The organism is Wolbachia endosymbiont (group B) of Erebia ligea (genome assembly GCF_947179575.1).
Lineage (GTDB): Bacteria > Pseudomonadota > Alphaproteobacteria > Rickettsiales > Anaplasmataceae > Wolbachia > Wolbachia pipientis_C.
Genome location: NZ_CAMXBW010000004.1, coordinates 116,360 through 135,396, shown reverse-complemented (window position 1 = coordinate 135,396; position 19,037 = coordinate 116,360). Strand labels below are relative to the sequence as shown.

16 protein-coding genes are annotated in these 19,037 nt (G+C 34.3%); 11 read left to right on the top strand and 5 right to left on the bottom strand.

The annotated features are described in order from the left end of the window. Positions 1 to 57 precede the first annotated feature (57 nt). On the top strand, positions 58 to 618 hold the full coding sequence (locus OM962_RS06915) for a nucleotide exchange factor GrpE (protein ID WP_010402249.1): 561 nt from the start codon (positions 58 to 60) through the stop codon (positions 616 to 618). A 15-nt stretch (positions 619 to 633) separates the two neighbouring features. Beyond that, on the top strand, positions 634 to 1,632 hold the full coding sequence (gene trpS / locus OM962_RS06910; protein ID WP_264331258.1) for a tryptophan--tRNA ligase: 999 nt from the start codon (positions 634 to 636) through the stop codon (positions 1,630 to 1,632). Between the two features lie 7 nt (positions 1,633 to 1,639). Here trpS and OM962_RS06905 read toward each other — a convergent pair whose 3' ends face one another. Beyond that, complete coding sequence (locus OM962_RS06905) at positions 1,640 to 3,004, bottom strand: hypothetical protein (protein WP_264331257.1); 1,365 nt, start codon at positions 3,002 to 3,004, stop codon at positions 1,640 to 1,642. Between the two features lie 392 nt (positions 3,005 to 3,396). On the opposite strand from OM962_RS06905, the gene OM962_RS06900 reads away from it, so the two are divergent. From OM962_RS06900 to OM962_RS06890, 3 genes are all read left to right on the top strand, one after another. Then, entirely contained in the window at positions 3,397 to 6,075 is a 2,679-nt protein-coding gene (locus tag OM962_RS06900) for a 2-oxoglutarate dehydrogenase E1 component (protein ID WP_264331256.1), read from the top strand. A 216-nt stretch (positions 6,076 to 6,291) separates the two neighbouring features. Next, positions 6,292 to 7,065: a hypothetical protein gene (locus OM962_RS06895; protein WP_264331255.1), complete on the top strand. Its 774-nt coding sequence runs from the start codon at positions 6,292 to 6,294 to the stop codon at positions 7,063 to 7,065. 136 nt (positions 7,066 to 7,201) lie between these two features. Further along, positions 7,202 to 7,990, top strand: a complete 789-nt coding sequence (locus OM962_RS06890) for a hypothetical protein (RefSeq protein WP_264331254.1) — start codon at positions 7,202 to 7,204, stop codon at positions 7,988 to 7,990. 73 nt (positions 7,991 to 8,063) lie between these two features. On the opposite strand, the gene OM962_RS06885 is transcribed toward OM962_RS06890, so the two are convergent. From OM962_RS06885 to OM962_RS06870, 4 genes are all read right to left on the bottom strand, one after another. Beyond that, positions 8,064 to 8,657, bottom strand: coding sequence for a TIGR02217 family protein (locus OM962_RS06885; protein ID WP_264331253.1), 594 nt, complete (start codon positions 8,655 to 8,657; stop codon positions 8,064 to 8,066). A gap of 158 nt (positions 8,658 to 8,815) precedes the next feature. Then, positions 8,816 to 9,541 (bottom strand): ankyrin repeat domain-containing protein, encoded by a 726-nt coding sequence (locus OM962_RS06880; protein WP_264331252.1) that lies wholly within the window; start codon positions 9,539 to 9,541, stop codon positions 8,816 to 8,818. Between the two features lie 251 nt (positions 9,542 to 9,792). After that, on the bottom strand, positions 9,793 to 9,987 hold the full coding sequence (locus OM962_RS06875; RefSeq protein ID WP_264331251.1) for an OTU domain-containing protein: 195 nt from the start codon (positions 9,985 to 9,987) through the stop codon (positions 9,793 to 9,795). 268 nt (positions 9,988 to 10,255) lie between these two features. Beyond that, a complete protein-coding gene (locus OM962_RS06870) occupies positions 10,256 to 10,996 on the bottom strand; it encodes a DsbA family protein (protein ID WP_264331250.1) in 741 nt (246 codons plus the stop codon). A 246-nt stretch (positions 10,997 to 11,242) separates the two neighbouring features. On the opposite strand from OM962_RS06870, the gene OM962_RS06865 reads away from it, so the two are divergent. The 6 genes from OM962_RS06865 (at position 11,243) to tnpC (ending at position 18,883) form a co-directional block, all read left to right on the top strand. Next, positions 11,243 to 12,712, top strand: a complete 1,470-nt coding sequence (locus tag OM962_RS06865) for an AAA family ATPase (RefSeq protein ID WP_264331249.1) — start codon at positions 11,243 to 11,245, stop codon at positions 12,710 to 12,712. A gap of 94 nt (positions 12,713 to 12,806) precedes the next feature. Further along, on the top strand, positions 12,807 to 14,690 hold the full coding sequence (locus OM962_RS06860) for a DUF3857 domain-containing protein (protein ID WP_264331248.1): 1,884 nt from the start codon (positions 12,807 to 12,809) through the stop codon (positions 14,688 to 14,690). 47 nt (positions 14,691 to 14,737) lie between these two features. Beyond that, positions 14,738 to 16,225, top strand: a complete 1,488-nt coding sequence (locus tag OM962_RS06855) for a UbiD family decarboxylase (RefSeq protein WP_006015485.1) — start codon at positions 14,738 to 14,740, stop codon at positions 16,223 to 16,225. A gap of 40 nt (positions 16,226 to 16,265) precedes the next feature. Continuing rightward, positions 16,266 to 16,793, top strand: coding sequence for a phospholipase D family nuclease (locus OM962_RS06850; protein ID WP_264331247.1), 528 nt, complete (start codon positions 16,266 to 16,268; stop codon positions 16,791 to 16,793). 83 nt (positions 16,794 to 16,876) lie between these two features. Beyond that, the gene (locus tag OM962_RS06845) at positions 16,877 to 17,419 is read left to right on the top strand and encodes a hypothetical protein (RefSeq protein WP_264331246.1); all 543 of its coding nucleotides are present in this window, start codon (positions 16,877 to 16,879) and stop codon (positions 17,417 to 17,419) included. Between the two features lie 111 nt (positions 17,420 to 17,530). Then, entirely contained in the window at positions 17,531 to 18,883 is a 1,353-nt protein-coding gene (tnpC, locus tag OM962_RS06840) for an IS66 family transposase (protein WP_264330459.1), read from the top strand. The last annotated feature ends 154 nt before the right edge of the window (positions 18,884 to 19,037 follow it).

Sequence of the window (19,037 nt, the reverse complement as noted above, 5' to 3'; positions counted from 1 at the left end):
GCTTGATATTTTTAGATTGATTGTTATATATTTATTAAGTTTGTAAGGGTGAATGATATGTCAGATAGTAATAAAGAGAAAAAAAAGAAATTTGCCGATATGGTCAGTAAACGAAAAGGGGATGATCAAGAAGATCAGCAAACAGGTGATTTAAGTGAAGAGCTTAATATATTAAAAGAACGTGCAGTTCAGCTTGAAGATCATTTACGTCGCGCTGTTGCGGATAATGAAAACGTTAAACGTATAATGCAAAAGCAAATTAGCGATGCAAGTGATTATGCAGTCACGAAATTTGCACGTGATATGATCGACTCTTGTGACAATTTAAAAAAAGCAATGGAAAACTTGAAAGATGATGATCCTATTCATGAAGGAATAAAAGTGGCGCACCAAAAGATTGTGAGTGATCTAAAAAAACATGGAATAGAAGAAATAGATCCAATAGGTAACTCTTTTGACAGCAATTTACATCAAGCTGTTGTGGAAAGAGAAGATAATGAAAAAGAGCCTGGCACTATTGTAGAAGTACTACAAACTGGTTATACCATTAAAAATAGGTTGCTTCGTCCTGCAATGGTTATTCTTTCTAAAAAATCTGCTGATTGCGAAAGTAACTAATAAAACACTCAAGGTATGACAGAAGTTGTCTTCTCAGGTATTCAGCCAAGTGGAGTATTACACTTGGGCAATTATCTTGGTGCAATTAAGCAGTGGATAGGCTTGCAGGATAAATATAAATCTCTTTTTTGTGTTGTTGATCTGCATGCAATCACAGCAAATAAGCTTCCCGCAAATGAATTAAAAAATAATATTTTTAAAGCAGCAGCAACTTATATTGCATGTGGAATAGATCCGGAAAAGTCGATTATTTTCAATCAATCCGCAGTTAGTGGTCATGCAGAATTGGGCTGGCTGCTAGGGTGCTATACACCAATTGGTTGGCTTAATCGTATGACTCAATTTAAAGATAAGGCTGGAAGCGATAAACAAAAAGCTTCTCTTGGGTTATATAGCTACCCAGTACTTATGGCTGCGGATATATTGCTGTATCAAACTAAATATGTTCCTGTTGGCGATGATCAAAAACAGCATTTAGAACTTGCACGTGATATTGCATCAGCTTTTAACAATCATTATGAATGTAGTCATTTCATCATACCTGAAATCTTAACTTTGGATTGTACATCAAGGATAATGAGCTTAAGAGATGGAGCAAGCAAGATGAGCAAATCTGATCCTTCAGAATATTCATGCATTAACCTTAACGATACAAATGACTTAATTGTCAAGAAAATAGAAAAAGCAAAAACAGATTCAATTCTAGGCTTTGATTTTGCTACTTTAAAGTGCCGTCCAGAAGTAAACAATTTGGTAAACATTTATTCAGTGCTTAGTGATTTAAATGTAGAAAAAGTGTGTGAAAAAGTGAATAAACATGACATGAAGAACTTTAAAAAAGAGTTAGCTGACTTAATCATCAGCGTTATATCACCCATACGCGAGAAGATGAATATTCTTCTAAAAGATCAGCTTCATTTACATAAAATATTAAAACAAGGTACAGAAAAAGCAGCAGAAATTGCAAATAACAATATAAAAAAGATCAAGGATATTATAGGGTTTGTTCAATAGGTTACAACTATTTCTTCCCATGGCTTTCAAATCGTGCAGCTATTTTCTTTACACTAACATGAGTGAGAAGAGGTTTTTTACTAACCGGAAGTTTAGAATCGGACTTTGCTGTTATGGGGTTCATTTTAGATCTTTTATTTCCTAACGGAAATGAGTGAGATTGGGAGGCAGTTTTTTGCGATGGTGCAGGATCTTTCTTCATACCGATATCTGCTTGTGTTGCAGGGGTGGCTTTGCTCTTAGCAACTTGATTTTGCTCAAATTTTTCTACTATTGACTTTACTCTACCGTCCTTCTTGCTATTTACTTCTTCTTTTATAATAACCGCTTTTACTTCTGGTACTGCTTTATCAGTAGCTTTTTTTAGCGGTACTGTTGGGCTACTTTTAGCTGATTTTTTGGGAATCACTCCTACTATTCTTGTTTTCGTGCTCACTTGTTGATCAGCACTGCCTAGGTTTTTAGGCTTTGGCAGTATTTCAGATTTATCTTTTTTAGTTTCTTGCCTAGCTTCTTGATTGGTAGCATTTGGCACTGGAGCCTGTTTCTTTCTATTTTCTCTTTTTGCTTCTATATGTTCCTTAGGTATTGTTGCATAAATTGGCTCCTCTTTAGGCAACTTTGAGTGCCGCGAATCTTTCGTTGACGCTTTACTCTTTTTCTCTTGATAATTTGATATTTCCTCATGTCCAGACTCTTCACTTAATGAACTTTCATAGCCTGAATCTTCAGGAGATACATTCTCTATTTCTGGTTTAAAGTGTACCTTTTTTGAGTCAGTAGGAGGTGGTGGAGGTGCCGTTGTTGGCCGTTTTATTTTCTTCATACCTGATTTTCCTGCCGGCTGTTTTCCTTTTTGCAGCTTGAAAGTATCTTCCTTCTGCTTTGATGTTGTTTTATTTTTTGAGCTTACTTCATATGATTTATGTTCTTTATTGTTTTTTCCACTCTGCTTCGAATCTAAAATTTCTTTAAGTCCTTTCTTGAATAGATTAATTGTACTTAAAATATTTGAGTACTCGGCTGCTTTTTCTATAGTGAAACCTGATAATTCATCACCAACAAAATTTTTTATGTCATTATCATTAGTTGGAATATCTTTTCCCAAGACTCTATCTAATATTCCTTTTAATGTTCCAATAAAACCGAGTGGCTTTGTGCTCAAAGGTTCTACATAATTATTCAAGTCACTATATATAACAAACTTAGCTACATCTTTTGCGTTGTTTGTAAAATTCTTCAGAGCTTGAGATAAATCTTTCAGTGTTTCATCATATTGTTCATTAATTTTTTTTGTATCCTTCAGCTTTATGACTCTTATCAAAGAATTGAGATTTTTATCATAATTGTCACTTTTAAATAGATCACTCATACCAATTACTGTTTATCGTTTACTCAAATATAAATTCAAAGTATTAAGACCGAATAAATGTTATATGACTTATCCTCTGACTCATAAACGCTTGCGTTCCTTAATGTGCAAAAAAATTTCAATAATCTTCAATCAGCAATAGTATAGAAATCCAAAAAACAAGTAGCTAACACTGGAACCTAGGAATTATGATTGGGCACAAATTGATGAGTATAGTTGTTTTATGTTGAAATACAGCATTTATGGAAAGATTAGATGTCAGTCTAGAATGACACCCTTTCTGGAAAACTCAGATTACAGTGTTTGTATAACTTAATAATTAGAAACTAAAGGAGTTCTTTTTTAAAAAACTTAAGTTATACTCATAAGTATTTGATACTTTTGTAGTGATTATGTCCAGTTTTAAAAATAACTCCTGTTTTTATGGCGATAATGTCGAATTTGTGGAAGAAATTTATAGCCGTTACTTGCAAGGCGATAAATCAATTGGAGAAGATTGGTACAGAATTTTTTCGAGCAATTTAGAAGTTAATAAAGCAGAACCCTGCAGAGCACAGAATGAAGCTAAGGTAGATGCTGATGATTTAGCAAATTTTTTCAGATCTTATGGTCACTTTTTTGCAGACTTAAATCCATTATCACTGAATGTAAATCAGGAAATAGATTATCAAGAATACTTGAATCTTTCTCCTACAGGTGACACTAGAATCTACAGAGATATTTACTGCAAGAATATCGGTTTTGAATTTATGCATATTTCCTCTTATGAGGAAAGAGTTTGGCTGCAGGAGAAAATTGAAAATCAGGTCTATACGCTAAGCCCTCAGGATAAAAAAGAAATACTGAGGCACTTGATCGAATCTGAGATGTTCGAGCAATTTCTCCATATGAAATTTCCTGGATATAAGCGTTTTTCTATCGAAGGTGGGGAGTCAGCCATTGTTGCAATTGAAAGAGTTATTAGTGATTCTGCAGCTTTTGGTATTGAAGAAATAGTTCTTGGTATGGCCCACCGAGGACGGCTCAATGTTCTAACCAAAGTGATGGGAAAAGATTATGCGGCAATGCTGTCTGAATTTCAAGGCAACCTTGCATATCCAAGTGGTCTTGAGGTGTCTGGTGATGTCAAATATCACCTTGGTTACTCTTCTGATCGAGCACTTGCTGGTGGTAAAAAAATACACTTAAGTTTATGTCCTAACCCATCTCACCTTGAGGCGGTAAATCCTGTTCTAGCTGGAAGAGTAAGGGCAAAACAAAATACGAGATCTGTGCTTGGAATATCAATTCATGGTGATGCAGCTTTTATCGGGCAGGGAGTGGTTGCTGAAACTCTGACTTTGAGCAACATTGAAGGTTATAAAGTTGGTGGTATCGTGCATATTGTCATCAATAACCAAGTTGGTTTTACTGCGAATCCTCGTTGTGCACGCTCTTCTTTTTATTGTACTGATGTAGCAAAATCAATAGAAGCTCCAATATTTCATGTTAATGGAGATAATCCAGAAGCCGTGAGTTTTGCCGCGAGTTTGGCAATGGAGTATGTGCAGAAATTTAAAAAGGATGTGGTGATTGACATAATATGCTACCGCAAATATGGCCATAATGAAGGCGATGAACCAAATTTTACTCAGCCACTTATGTATAAAGCAATATCAAGGCATAAAACTCCGGGAACAATTTACGAAGAGAAGCTGGCTGCAGAGAAAGTCCTAATTAGTGATGAAGTAAGTAAATTGCGCAGCGAATTTAGGGTAAGGTTGGATAAAAGTCTTGCTGAGTCAGTGGCTTACACTCCAAAAAAAGCTGACTGGTTTGATGGAGTGTGGTCGAAATTAAGAAGAGCAAAGTTGAACGATTTGAGTGAATATTATACGGACTCTGGTGTTTCACCAGATGAGCTAAAAAAATTAGGTGTACACATAAATAGCAATATTCCAAGTAGTTTTAATCTCAATAATAAAGTCAGAAGAATACTTGATGGTAGAATAGACAGTATAAATTCCGGTAGCAACATAGACTGGGCCACTGGTGAAAGTCTTGCATTTGCGTCATTGCTTAAAGAAGAAATAGGAGTGCGCTTGTCAGGACAAGATTCTGGTCGTGGTACCTTCTCGCACCGTCATTCAAGGCTTGTTGATCAAGTAACGGAGGAAGAGTTTATTCCGCTAAACAACATAAGTGAGAAGCAAGCTCGCTTTGAAGTTATAGATAGCGCACTCTCTGAGTATGCTGTGATGGGTTTTGAATATGGATATAGCCTTGACTCTCCATATTCACTGGTGCTCTGGGAAGGGCAATTTGGTGATTTTGCAAATGGTGCGCAAATCATGATCGACCAGTTTATTGCATCAGCAGAAACAAAGTGGTTGCGATCAAGTGGTCTAGTTTTACTTTTGCCTCATGGTTATGAAGGGCAGGGGCCTGAGCATAGTTCTGCTCGTATAGAGAGGTTTTTGCAACTCTGTGCAGAGGATAATATGCAGGTGGTTAATTGCTCTACTCCTGCGAATTATTTTCATGTTTTACGCCGACAAATTAATCGAGATTTTCGTAAGCCTTTAGTGGTGTTTACACCTAAGTCACTATTGCGTCATAAAATGGCAGTTTCTAACCTTTCTGACTTTGAAGGAAAATTTCTTACGGTAATTCCAGAGTGTAGAACAGGTTTAGTTGCAAGTGATAAAATACGTAAAGTCGTAATATGTAGTGGTAAAGTTTATTACGACATAATTGAAATGCTTGAAGCACAAAAAATAAACGATATAGCAGTAATGCGTTTAGAACAATTCTATCCATTCCCGGCCGATAAACTAAACAATGAACTCGAAAAATATAAGAACGCTGAAATTATATGGTGTCAAGAGGAACCAAAAAATATGGGAGGATGGTTTTTTGTTAATCCGTTAATAGAAGAGGTTCTATCTAATCTAGACACTCAAGCAAAAAGGCCTAAGTGTATTGCGAGACCCGCTGCTGCATCTCCTGCATGCGGTTATGCTAATGTCCATGCTCAACAACAAGCAGAAATTTTGAAGCAAGTTGTGCAGGTACAATCTTGCAGATATTGAAGCGAAAGCTAGCAAGCGAACATTGTTCTTAATATTTGGCACTGCAGCCGGGTGCGATAGAAAATATATCACAACAATCAAACTGCTTGTATACTCATACAAATATAAAAAGACTTTTATTTTTTTATAAAAGTATAATATTTATTAAGATTTTCATTTATTTTTCTCAAAGTAGTTAATACAGTAAATATTAATATTAATTAATATGAGATATACATGAAGACAGAAACATTTGAGAGGTTAATAGGGCAAACTAGACTACACAGAAATAGTAAAGCTGAGATCATAAAGTTAAATAGAAACAAAAAGGCTTTTATAGATGAGGATAAAAAGTCTATCGAATTGGCTAAGGCTATTTTTGCAGAAAATAATATGTTTCGTTTTCGCAAACCAGGTTCTGCTACAGATTACATTTTGCACAAACTAATAAATGATAAAAAGCTTCTAGAGGAAATGAAAGATAGAGGTACAAGTATAATAAGTCTTATTTCTTTGCTATCAATGTATCGTAATCTTCCCAAGTACTGTGTTGTGAGTAAAAAGGGGTGTATTACTGAGTTCAACATATTGACTTATGTTGGAAACGATTTAGAACTATTACCTTTAGAAGACTTTATACTTATTGAGTCTGCTTCATACCTAGAGTATGTTTTGTTTGACAATGATGATATCAGAAAGAGATTAGTTAAAGATTTAACTAAGGATAAAGCAAAATTAGATATTTTCCTAAATGGAATTTTAGCAATGAAGAATTCAGATTTAGTATTATCCTGTATTAATACAATGGGTGCTTTTAATGAGGAAGCTAGAAATTTTGTCAATCACATACAGAAAACCAATAGGATGGACTACCTCTTTAAGGAAAATGATACAACACTTGTAAAGTTAGTTCTAAAAGAATTATTAAAACTTTCTATTTTACAAGAAAGAGAAAACACTAAATTAGAATTTCCTCAAATTTCGAGTGTGGAACATTGTAATGGGCGATAGGTTTTAAAATATGCTGAGGCTCATTTAAGTATAGAGCTTCAGTATTAAAAAAATATAATCTTTATTAAGATTTTCATTTTCTTTTCTTAAAATAGTTGATATATTAAGTATTAATATTAATTGATACAAGATATATATGAACACAGAAACATTTGAAATGTTAATAAAGAAAATAATAAAGTTAGATAGCGAGAGAAGAGAGGAAATCATACAGTTAAATAGAAATAAAAAAGCTTTTATAGATGAGGATAAAAAATCTATTGAATTAGCTAAGGCTATTTTTGAAAAAAGTAGTATGTTTTGTCTTTACGATTCAGGTTGTCAAGCTATGTATTACATTTTGCATAAACTAATAAAAGATGGGAAGCTTTTTGAGGAAATGAAAGATAGAGGTACAAGTATAATACGTCTTTTTTCTTTGCTAGCAAGCTGTTACAAGGGTTTTGGTTATCATACTATAGATAATTTTTCAGAAGTTATTGTATGTAGTATAATTCACTATTCTCAACCTGGCATGAAGGGAGTACCTTTGGAGGATTCTATACTTACTAATCAATCTCGTTCTTATCCCACACTTGTTATGAGTAATGATAATATCAGAAAGAAATTAGTTAAAGATTTAACTAAGGATAAAGCAAAATTAGATATTTTCCTAAATGGAATTTTAGCAATGAAGAATTCAGATTTAGTATTATCTTGTGTCAACACAATAGGGGGTCTGAATGAGGAAGCTAGAAATTATGTTAATCGCTTACAGGAAAAAAACATGCTAGATAAAATCTTAAATCAAGATGATACAACGCTTGAAAAATTAGCTCTAAAGGAGTTATTAAAACTTTCTGTTTTACAGGAAAAAGAAAGCACTAAATTAGAATCTCCTGAAATTTCAAGTGTGAAGACTCACCAACATTGTAATGGGCGATAGGCTTTAAAATATGCTGAGGTTCATTTAAATATGAGCCTCAGTATCGCTTAACTTTTATGGAGCATACTTTAACTTATTTCACTTCCACTAAGGGAATATTATTCCAACTGTTACTGCTGTAGTTGTCAATAGAAGCATTTAGGTAATCTGTATCAAAGCGTACTGGTACATCAAATTCGAAGCTTGCGGTGATTATTGTGCCTTTTGCTGGTGGTTTCATAAATTCTATTTCTCCAGTTGAATAATTTACTGAATATTTTTCTATCTCTACACCATTTAGGTAAATTTTTATTGTATCATGCACTGGCTTTTTAATAGTTCGTGTATGCTTGTCTTTTCCACTTATGTAAGTTTTCATCAGTTGAAAGATCGTTTTTTTATCGTCTCCTATGCCAATTTCTTGATTGATAACTGTAAAGTCTGACCAATCCTTAAAGCGAAACCCTATAGCTTTACCTTTTCGTGCCTGAAAAAATGTTATGAGTTCTGTTAGCTGCTCGTTTGACCTAACTCCATAAGCTATGTTATACCTGGCACGTGCACGAGACCAATTAATATTGCGCTGTTCACAACCATTATGTGTTGTTACAATGTCAGTGGAAAATTCCGGTCCTCCAGTGGAACCATAAGATATATTTTCTGGAAATCTAATTTCTGTAAATGACATATTTCCTCCTGTAAAAATAAAGTTGAGATGTTTTAGCTAAAAAAAAGTGTGATTTATGCAAGTTACAACAAACATGTAATAGTATCTAGAAATCTAGATACTATTAAAAGATGAAGTAAATGTAGGGTTAGTGAAAAAAGAAATCAGTAATATTATTACTACACAGAAGGTTGTAATAATGGTGTCTTTTCAGACATTTCAAATTCTTGCAGAAGTGTTGATATCGCTCCAGCTTGTTTACAATCATGATCTAAGAAATATATAATTAGTCCAGCAGCTATGCCAACAAGAGGAGATGCTATGATTGCACCTAATATAGCACTAGGAAAACTTACTACATCACACTCTGCTGCAATGCATGCACACAATCCAAATGCAATAAAAGCAAGAAGACTGACAGCAAATGTACGCCCTAAAGCATCATATATAGAGCTTCCTTCTTTCAATTGAGCTTGGTCTTTCATACTTTCAATTAGTTTTGTTTTTGTATCTCCTTGAGCGAAATCTAATGGAGTCTTACCATCTGTATTTTTGATTAGACAGTTTGCACCACACTGCATAAGAGTCGGTATATCGTTAGGTTTATTATGCAAAGCTGCGTAGTGCAACAACGTATTTCCTTCATTGTCTTGAAAATTTAGTAGTGTATCAAGTTCTTCATATTGATCTATCGACCCTTTATTCCGTATTGTCTCATTTAAATGCTCTATTACATCTTTTAGTGATTGCTTATTAGAATTTTTTACAAAATGAAGCAGAATTTTATATACTTCCACCTTTGCTGTAGCTTGTGAGCATTCTAAAGCATATTTAAAACGCTTAGCTATCTTTTTATCAATCTTTATTTCAAGAGTTGTTGAATTTAAATTTGTGTTATCCATCATATTGTCCTTCTTAGTAAGGTTAGTTTATTAAAAATAATAATAAATTATATCAAATTCATACTTGTCACATATCATTCTCCCTTCAACGTTTGGACGACCCCATATAGGTGCATTAGCTGTATGTGTATTAGTAATGTACTCTAAATATTTGAAAAAAGACTTCACGTTGTCTTGCTTATTAAGTCCATTTTTGCTTATTACTTCTCCATCCGGATCTTTTTGAGGTACGAAATACTCTCCAGCATCTCTTATTACCGCGTTATAAACCCACTGATCTGACTTTTTGTTTGCTCTAGCATAATCAATGATTTTGCAGTAAAATAATGATCTGGTTTTATATTTAACTCGTTCAATCCTTGAGCCACAGAGTCAAAAAAGCAATCCCCTGTCTTTATAGCAGCCCCGATTTTTAGCTTTTCAGGATAAGCGCTCTTTAGATTATGCAATAAATCACTTGATTTTTTATTTTCTTTGATTTTTTGAAAAAGAGCAATTGGCTCTCTTACATAGTGAGAATCTCTCGTGTTATAACTCCAAAATAATAATTGTATTTTAATAGATTAACCAGCCTAGGAAGGCTAGTTACTTAAGGCCGTGCTGTGTTGCAAGCAAACATCACCTACTTTTCTTGAACTAATATGTAGCCTATCATATTGTTACTTAGTATATCTTAATTATACTTAAACTCTCTTGTGCTGTCAAGCAGGAAATTTATTAATCTTTTAACTCATCCACTTTTTTGCGTAATATATTCAAATCAGTTTTTCCTACAAAAAGACTATCTCCTATTATCAAAAAAGGTGTACCGCCTACTCCTAAATCCCTTACTAAAAGTTTGCTGTTGTTTATCATTTGCTCAATTTTTTCTGCATTATTTTTCATAGAGTTATTAAAATCGTTCTCGTTAACCCCTATATTTTTCACTATACCTAATATAGTTTTGTCTGAAAATTCTCCTCTGTGATCTAGTGCAGCATAGTGAAAATCTAAGTACTTTTCTTTATCGATAAAATAAGTTGCTAAAGCACCTTTTGCTGCCTTTAAGGAGTTGTTACCAAGTATTGGAGCATCCCTAAAGATATATTTAATTTTGCCATCATTGATCAACTGTTTTATGTCATTCTTTATTGCCTTACAATAGCCACAAGAATAGTCAAAGAACCCTACAGCTATGACATTGCTATTTTCATTTCCTGAGTAAGGATAAGTGGAGTCGAATATTTCATTTTTATGCTGAGAAATTTTATTTTTGGTTGCATTAGCATAACTATTTTTAGCTGACTCTTCCTGGAGAGTTTTTATGATCTTATCAAAATTTTTACTGATGTAGTCATCTAATCTCTCACTTATATGGTCATCGTTTAAGATTGGACTGGGGTATGAAAGCCAATTGTTTATTACTGGTAAACTTGCTACTGCAAATATAAAAATCAATAAAAATGGTATTTTAGACATACACTTACTTAAAGAATACAAATATTAAAGAAATGCTCAATGTTAAAACATTTTTATCAAGAAATGCAAACTTTATATATGTTATATCAGAGAATCTGATGATATTAAGTAACGAAAACTTGTGTAGAATAAGGCATTTGAGAAATTTACTTACCGCCGCGTATAACAATTGTAACCGCGGCGGTAAAAAAGTTGATTATTTTATAACCGCCGCATATAATGCTGACAAACACGGCGGTAAATTATATGAGCGAACCAATAATTGGTAGAGAGAAAGAAATAGCCATTCTAGAAAATAAGCTTCTTTCCCAATCTGCTGAGTTTATTGCAATTTACGGTCGGCGTCGTGTGGGTAAGACATATCTAATAAAACAATTTTTCAGTAAGCATGCCGATATTTTATTTGAACAGACTGGCCTTAATGATGGTACTCTGCAGGAGCAGCTTACAATTTTTACACAGTCGTTATCACATACTTTTTATAAAGGTGCAAGGATGGCTTTGCCTAAAAACTGGATGGATGCCCTACAACAACTCACACTTGCTGTTGATCACAATACGCATGAAGATGAACAAGTTGTTTTATTTTTTGATGAGTTGCCATGGCTCGCGGCAAGAAAATCTGGTTTTCTCAAAGCATTGGAATATTTTTGGAATACACGTTGGACATATCGAAAGAAACTTATCTTGGTTGTATGTGGTTCAGCAGCTTCTTGGATGTTGGAAAACTTAATCTATAGTAAGGGGGGATTACATAATCGTATTACTGCAAGGATACCTTTGCAGCCTTTTAACTTACGTGAAGCTAAAGAGTATCTGAGATATTTAGGGGTTAATCTTAACCACCAACAAATACTACAGATCTATATGGCTATGGGAGGAATACCACATTATCTCAAAGAAGTAAGTAAGGGGCTATCAGCAACACAAAACATTAATATGATCTGCTTTCAGAAGGATGGTTTATTATTTGATGAGTTTGATATGCTATTTCATTCTTTATATGAAGAACCAGAAGCGTATCTAAGCATTATTCGCGCAATTGCAAAAAAGCCAAAAGGAATCAGTAGAAAAGAACTTATAAAAGCAACTAAAACTACTGAGGGTGGTCGCTTAACTGCTAAATTAAGGAGTTTAGAAGAAGCAGGATTTATTGATGGTTTTTTGCCACTGAATAAGGGAAAAAGAGGAGTATATTATAGGGTAGTTGATGAATATATATTATTTTATCTAATATGGATTGAGCCGTTTAAAGAAGTAACAAAAAGAGCGATAATAAGTGATGTTCATTACTGGGAATTCGCGATAAAGAAACCAGTTTGGCTAACATGGATAGGGCAAACATTTGAAGCGGTGTGTTTTAAACATGCCAATAAGATTAGAAGAAAATTAGATATAGAACATATAGGAGTCATATGTGGAGATTGGCAACATCATCCAGAGAAGAACAGTAAAGAAAGTGGTGCTCAGATTGACTTAGTTTTTGATCGAGAAGATGGGTATACAATGCTCTGTGAAATAAAATATAGCGATAAACCTTACCCAATAACAAAGGAATTTATTGAACAATTAAAAGGAAAGGAGGCAGTTTATAGAGAAAGAACAAAGTCAAGGAAACAGATATTTTGGGTACTAATTGCTGCAAATGGAGCTCTTGAAAATCAATATCTAAAAGATACGATACATCATGTGATTACACTAGAAGATTTGTTTTGAGTAATTTTAGATTGCATCTACAATATTTGTGCAATTGCAAATTTTAAGTTAAAATTAGTAATACGGTATATAGGTATTTTATTTGGTTATAATAATGAGGTTTTTAAAAACTATCCTTAACTTAGCAATGTTAGCATTTTTTGTAGCTTCGACAGCTGAAGCAAGGTGGAGCAAGTACGAAGATGCTTCTGTCGAGGTTAAGTTTTCTAATGTTAACATTAATGTTAATAGAGATGGTACCTATGAAACGGAAGTAGAGCTTCAAGCAAAAATACTCAAGGAGTCTGGGCGTGATAGATTTTCTCTGTATAGTTTAATCTACAATGATGATAGTGCAGATTTGACTGTTTTAGAAGCTAAAACAGCTTATAACGGAGAGGAATATATAGTCACTGAAGACATGATAGAGGATAAACCGCTAGCTAGTCCTAGTAAAGGCTTCGATCAGCTAAGGCAAGTAACTATATCGTTTCCTAAAATAGAAATTGGTACAGAAGTATATTTAAGGTATAAACAAGTTAACAAAAAGGTTCCTGTTGATAATTTTTATGGCTTGAGCTTTTCTTATCATGGGGATTATTTACAAGCAGAAAATACTAAAATCAATTCTGAATTACCCCTGGAGATTAAAGTTAATGATCCAAGAGAAGTATTAGAAATCGCTGAGGAAAAAAATGATGATATACACTCTATAAGCATTGCTTTAAAGAAAGCAGTTTATGAAAACACAACAAATGAACCACATAATGGAATATTGAACATAAAACACAACACTTGGGTATCACTTTCAAGCTTATCTGAATGGGAGGATTTAGCTAAAAAATTAGCTCCTGGATATCATAGCGTTATCAATCAGCCGCTTCCTGCAACTTTTGAAGCTATAGCAGAATTTGCTGACAATGAGAGTACCGATGAGGAGAAAATTAATGCAGTTACTTCTTTATTGAATGAAAAAGTTCAGTACATGGGAGACTGGCGTACAGTGTCAGGAAAATTTTTTCCGAGAGATTTGGAGAAAATTGCTGATTCTCAAGTTGGGGATTGCAAAGACTTTTCTGCTAGCACGGCTGCTATTTTACAAGAACTTGGTTATAAAGTTCAACCTATTTTAGTTATGAGAGGAACTACTAGCACTTCTAATCCTGAAGCATTACCTAATATGGGTAATTTTAATCATGTGATGCTCAGAGTAATAAATAGAGATGGAAAAATATATTGGATTGATCCAACTAACACTGTCAGTATGGCACAGGGTATTTTCCCAGACATTGCTGATAGGAACGCTCTAGTACTCGATTCTGAGGAAGCAGATTACATAAAGATTCCTGCTGTACAAGGTGAAAATTCAAAAGTGATATCCCATAGTGAATTAATTATAGAAGATAACGTTGTAAATGAATATGGCCAGCTTACCGTGCAAGGGGAAGCAGCCTTAGGCTTAACAGGTGTTGGATTATATTATTCAGATGAGCAGTTAAGAGATTCTGTTTTTCGTATGATTAGTGGAGTATATCTTGATGAAGAAGAAAAGAAGTTCTTAGAATTGCCTGACCTTACCTTGCGTAATGTAGAGGATCTTACAATCAAATATGAGTTTCAGCAAAAAAATAAGATTTTTAAGACAAATTTAGGGCCAGCTTTGAATTTAGGAGATAATTGGCTTAATGATGTTGTCAATACAGCTTCTGACCAAGTGTCAGACCTTTTTATTGGTGTTCCTAAAACTAAGGAAAGCCATATGATAATAAAAGATATCAAAATTAAAAACTGTGAAAATTTGAATTTTGAAATAGATTCTCCTTGGTTATATGTAAATAGGTTCTGTAAATATAAAAATGATGGAACCGAATTTAGCAATTTAATAACCATAAAGAAAAGCTTTATTACCAATGAAGAATTAAAGACTGCTGAATATAAAAACTTAAAAAGCGAATTGGAGAATAATTTTTCTAGAGCCTCTATAATAATAAGTGAATGAGTTGTGCTGGGAAAAGCACTTCTTAAAAGGCTTAAAATTTTTAAAATATGTACAATAACTTACGCGACTTCATCAGAGCATTAGAAGAAAAAAAAGATCTAATTAGAATTAAAAAAGAAGTTTCAACTATTCTTGAAATGACAGAAATTCATCGTAGGGTTTTGTCAAACAAGGGACCAGCTATCATCTTTGAAAATGTTGTCACAGAAAATGGCAAAAATTCAATTCCCGTTTTAGTGAATTTATTTGGTACTATTGAGAGAATTGCATTCGGACTTGGTATAAATTCTGATGAATTAAGGGATCTGGGTAAACTTCTAGCATTTTTGCGATCACCTGAGCCACCAAAAACCTTCAAAGATGCTGTGAAAATGTTTCCTCTACTAAAAGTTGTATTGTCGATGCGGAGCAAAGTTGTAAGCAAAGCTCCATGTCAAGAGGTGGTGCTAACTGGGGATAAGGTGGATCTTAGTTTGCTACCTATTCAGACATGCTGGCCAAACGAGCCTGCACCGATTATCACTTGGCCACTTGTGGTAACAAAAGGACCAACAGCAGACAAGCAAGATAATTTTAATCTTGGAATATATCGTATGCAGGTTGTGAATAAAAAAACGACTCTCATGCGCTGGCTTGCACATCGTGGTGGTGCAGGTCACCATAAACGGTGGAAGGAGAGGGGGCAAAATATGAAGTTTCCTGCGGCTGCTGTGATTGGTAGCGATCCTGCAACGATTATTGCTGCAGTAACTCCGGTGCCGGAGACTTTATCAGAATACCAATTTGCCGGGCTGCTGCGAAAAAAACCACTTGAGCTTGTAAATTGTAAAACTATTCCTCTTCAGGTTCCAGCTCATGCAGAAATTGTTTTGGAAGGATATGTAAGTTTGGATAATTACCAAGATGAAGGGCCATATGGAGACCATACCGGTTACTATAATGCTGTTGAACAGTTTCCTGAGTTTAACATCACTGCAATTACAATGCGCAAAGATCCAATTTATCTCAGCACTTTTACTGGCAAACCACCTGATGAACCATCAATTCTTGGTGAAGCACTCAACGAAATCTTTGTGCCGATTCTCATCAATCAGTTTCCGGAGATAGTAGATTTTTATCTGCCCCCAGAAGGTTGTTCATATAGAATAGCGGTAGTATCGATAAAAAAGGCTTATCCAGGGCATGCAAAAAGAATTGTTATGGGCATACTCTCTTTTCTCAAACAGTTTTTATATACCAAATTTATCATAGTTGTTGATGATGATATAAATATACGTGATTGGAAGGAAGTGATGTGGGCAATGTCAACAAGAATGGACCCTGTGCGTGATACAATTACGATAGAGAATGCCCCAATTGATTATTTAGATTTTGCTTCCCCTGAAAGTGGTCTCGGAGGTAAAATAGGGTTTGATGCAACAAACAAACTTCCACCTGAAACCAAACGAGAATGGGGAAGAAAAATTGAAATGAGCGAGGAAATAATAAAGAAAGTTACAGAGAAGTGGAAGGAATATGGGTTGACAGATGATTGAGCTATGATGTAGACTACCGCCGTGTATTTAGGTGTGGTTTGTGAGGCTTTTATATCTTTTATTTTTGTCGGCATGTTTTTCTCTGTATTACTATGCGGGTCCTATATCCTCGTCTTGCCCAAAAGCAACAGTTTGCTTCTCACCTGAAGAAGACTGTGCTGTACCGATAATCAGCGAGATAGACCAATCTAAAGAATCTATCTTAGTTCAAGAATATACATTTACTCTTGGAACAGTTGCAAAATCTTTGATTAACGCCAAAGAGCGTGGTGTTGATGTTAAAGTTGTCTTAGATAAATCACAACTCCATTCAAAATATAGTGTCATAAGCGAATTGTTTTCAAATGGAATACCGATTTGGATCGATAATAAGCCAAAAATTGCTCATAATAAGGTAATAATTGTTGATAATCAAAAAGTCATCACAGGATCGTTTAACCTCAGTAAGACAGCTGAAAAGGGAAACGCTGAAAATTTATTAATTATTGAAAATTATCCTGAATTAGTCCAGCAGTATGTGAAGAACTGGGAAGTACGAATGTCACAATCCTATCAATATGCTCCCTAGATACTTGATATCAAAAAAGTCTTTTTATTGATAGATGTAATTTCTTGTGATATAATAAATTAAAAGGTTTTAAGGGGTAGGTAATGGATTACATAAATGATGCTGCTGATAGTTACGCTGCCATTCATGATTTTTTTCAAAATAATGGTGTTGGAGATTACAAAGTTCAATGCAATTATGGTGGTGTACCGTATGCTACTGACGAATATGTACATTCTGGAGACAAATTTTGGAGCAATAATTTTATAGACTCACCTTTTGGAAGGGAAATAAAAATGTATCCTCAAAGTGAGCTTTTAGCTAAAGAGTATGCTGGGAATACACTACCAGTTTCAATATCACTAAACGAGGATCTAATAAAAATAAAAGAATGTCAGAAAAAAACTAAATTTGTAGAACTAGAAGGGGAATCAGGTAATATAGTATATGACAAGCAAAAGCATATAAAGTGCTACACGACAAAGTTATCATATGACGATGTTTCTGTTCATAATAAAAACAAAGTTTCAATACTGAATATTAGATATGATGTGCCAAACGATCCGAGATACAGTTTAAACATAGCCTTCACAAAGGTTAATGATAATAAACCAGGGTTTTGGGAAAAGTTTAAAAATATGTTTTAATAGAGGTATCCGTTCAGAGGTGTGGCAAGGATAAAAAACAATTGACATAATATATTAAAGTAGTAATAACACAAAATGTTGATAGTAAAGTAAGGCTAGATGCTTCAATTGTTGATCAGTATTGTAGAGTTATGTAAAAACTTAGAGCAGAAAGTAGCAAAGATTGAAGAAAAAAATAAAATCTTAGAAATAGAGAATGCTGAACTAAGAGAGAGACTCGGCTTAAACTCAAGGAATTCATCTTTACCAAGTTCAAAAGAGCTGTACAAAATAAAAAAAGACACACCAGAAGATAAGTCAGAGGGCGGCAGGAAGATAGGTGGTCAAGTTGGACATAAGGGGAATTGCCGAGCTAAAATGGAAGCAGATGAGGTGGTGAAGGTAGAGTTACCAAATAGATGCGAGTGTGGTGAAGAAATCGCAATATCGGAAAAACCATATGTCTATCAAAAAGTTGATTTACCAGAAATTAAGCCTTACGTAGTTGAGTATCAATTAGAACATGGTCGCTGTCGTAAATGCGGAAAAAGAAGGAGTAGCAAATTACCAGAAGGAGTTACACCGGATACCTTTGGTCCTAGAGTTAAGTCAGTAGTTGCATCACTAAGTGGGTTTTATAAGAATTCAAAGCGAGAAATAGCGAATATTATGAAAGACATCTTTAACATGAGTATAAGTGTTGGTAGTGTGTCCAATAGTGAAGCAAGGGTTTCGTCAAAATGTAAAGAAGCCTATGAACAAATAGAGGAAGAAATAAAAGCAAGCGAAATTTTGCATATTGATGAAACCAGTCACTACAACAAAGGCAAATTGGGATGGTGCTGGATGTTTGCCAACAATAAAGCAAGTCTTATGAAGTTAGCAGATACAAGAGGAATGAAATTTTTAAAGAATAGTGCATTTTGTGATTACAAAAACCTGGTAATTACTGACAGATATGCAGTTTACAACCACTTCAGTGATGAAAAACGACAAATTTGTTGGGCTCACTTATTGAGAAATTTCGAGAGGTTATCTCATAGTTGGAATAGTGAAGTAATGAGACTTGGCCATTGTTTAAAAGACGCAGCTAATGGATTGTTTGTATTAAAAAACGCTTTGTCAGAAAATGAAATTAGTATTTCAAAGTTCACTAAGCAAGCTAAAGAATTACGAAGATACATACAGTACTGCATGATAAAAATATCTTATATACTTGAAGCAAAAGGAGCTTCACGAACGGTAAAGGGTATTATAAAATCCGAGTCAATGATGTGGACATTTTTGGATGACCCAGAGAATATTCCATTAACGAATAACCATGTTGAGCGACAGATACGGCATTATGTTGTCTATCGTAAGAATTCATATTTTGCACAGTCAGAGCGAGGGAATAGATTTCTTGAGCGGATAATTTCGTTGTATCTGACTTGGAAACAAAAGGAATTAAACCCTTTTCAAAACCTGCTAGCTGTTGTTTCTTAAACCACACCTCTGAACGGATACTATTTATTGTCATTAGGCTAAGTTACCGCTTTTTTTCCATTTTTATACTTCCTGCCCTTGATTAATTTGACCTGCTAACATTTTGTTTACAGGGCCTGCTATTAACTCTGCACAATTTATTCTTATGGTAAAA

Coding starts and splice junctions, on each gene's coding strand:
- OM962_RS06915 (WP_010402249.1), top strand. CDS start 58: ATGTCAGATAGTAATAAAGAGAAAAAAAAGAAATTTGCCGATATGGTC.
- trpS (WP_264331258.1), top strand. CDS start 634: ATGACAGAAGTTGTCTTCTCAGGTATTCAGCCAAGTGGAGTATTACAC.
- OM962_RS06905 (WP_264331257.1), bottom strand. CDS start 3,004: ATGAGTGATCTATTTAAAAGTGACAATTATGATAAAAATCTCAATTCT.
- OM962_RS06900 (WP_264331256.1), top strand. CDS start 3,397: ATGTCCAGTTTTAAAAATAACTCCTGTTTTTATGGCGATAATGTCGAA.
- OM962_RS06895 (WP_264331255.1), top strand. CDS start 6,292: ATGAAGACAGAAACATTTGAGAGGTTAATAGGGCAAACTAGACTACAC.
- OM962_RS06890 (WP_264331254.1), top strand. CDS start 7,202: ATGAACACAGAAACATTTGAAATGTTAATAAAGAAAATAATAAAGTTA.
- OM962_RS06885 (WP_264331253.1), bottom strand. CDS start 8,657: ATGTCATTTACAGAAATTAGATTTCCAGAAAATATATCTTATGGTTCC.
- OM962_RS06880 (WP_264331252.1), bottom strand. CDS start 9,541: ATGATGGATAACACAAATTTAAATTCAACAACTCTTGAAATAAAGATT.
- OM962_RS06870 (WP_264331250.1), bottom strand. CDS start 10,996: ATGTCTAAAATACCATTTTTATTGATTTTTATATTTGCAGTAGCAAGT.
- OM962_RS06865 (WP_264331249.1), top strand. CDS start 11,243: ATGAGCGAACCAATAATTGGTAGAGAGAAAGAAATAGCCATTCTAGAA.
- OM962_RS06860 (WP_264331248.1), top strand. CDS start 12,807: ATGAGGTTTTTAAAAACTATCCTTAACTTAGCAATGTTAGCATTTTTT.
- OM962_RS06855 (WP_006015485.1), top strand. CDS start 14,738: ATGTACAATAACTTACGCGACTTCATCAGAGCATTAGAAGAAAAAAAA.
- OM962_RS06845 (WP_264331246.1), top strand. CDS start 16,877: ATGGATTACATAAATGATGCTGCTGATAGTTACGCTGCCATTCATGAT.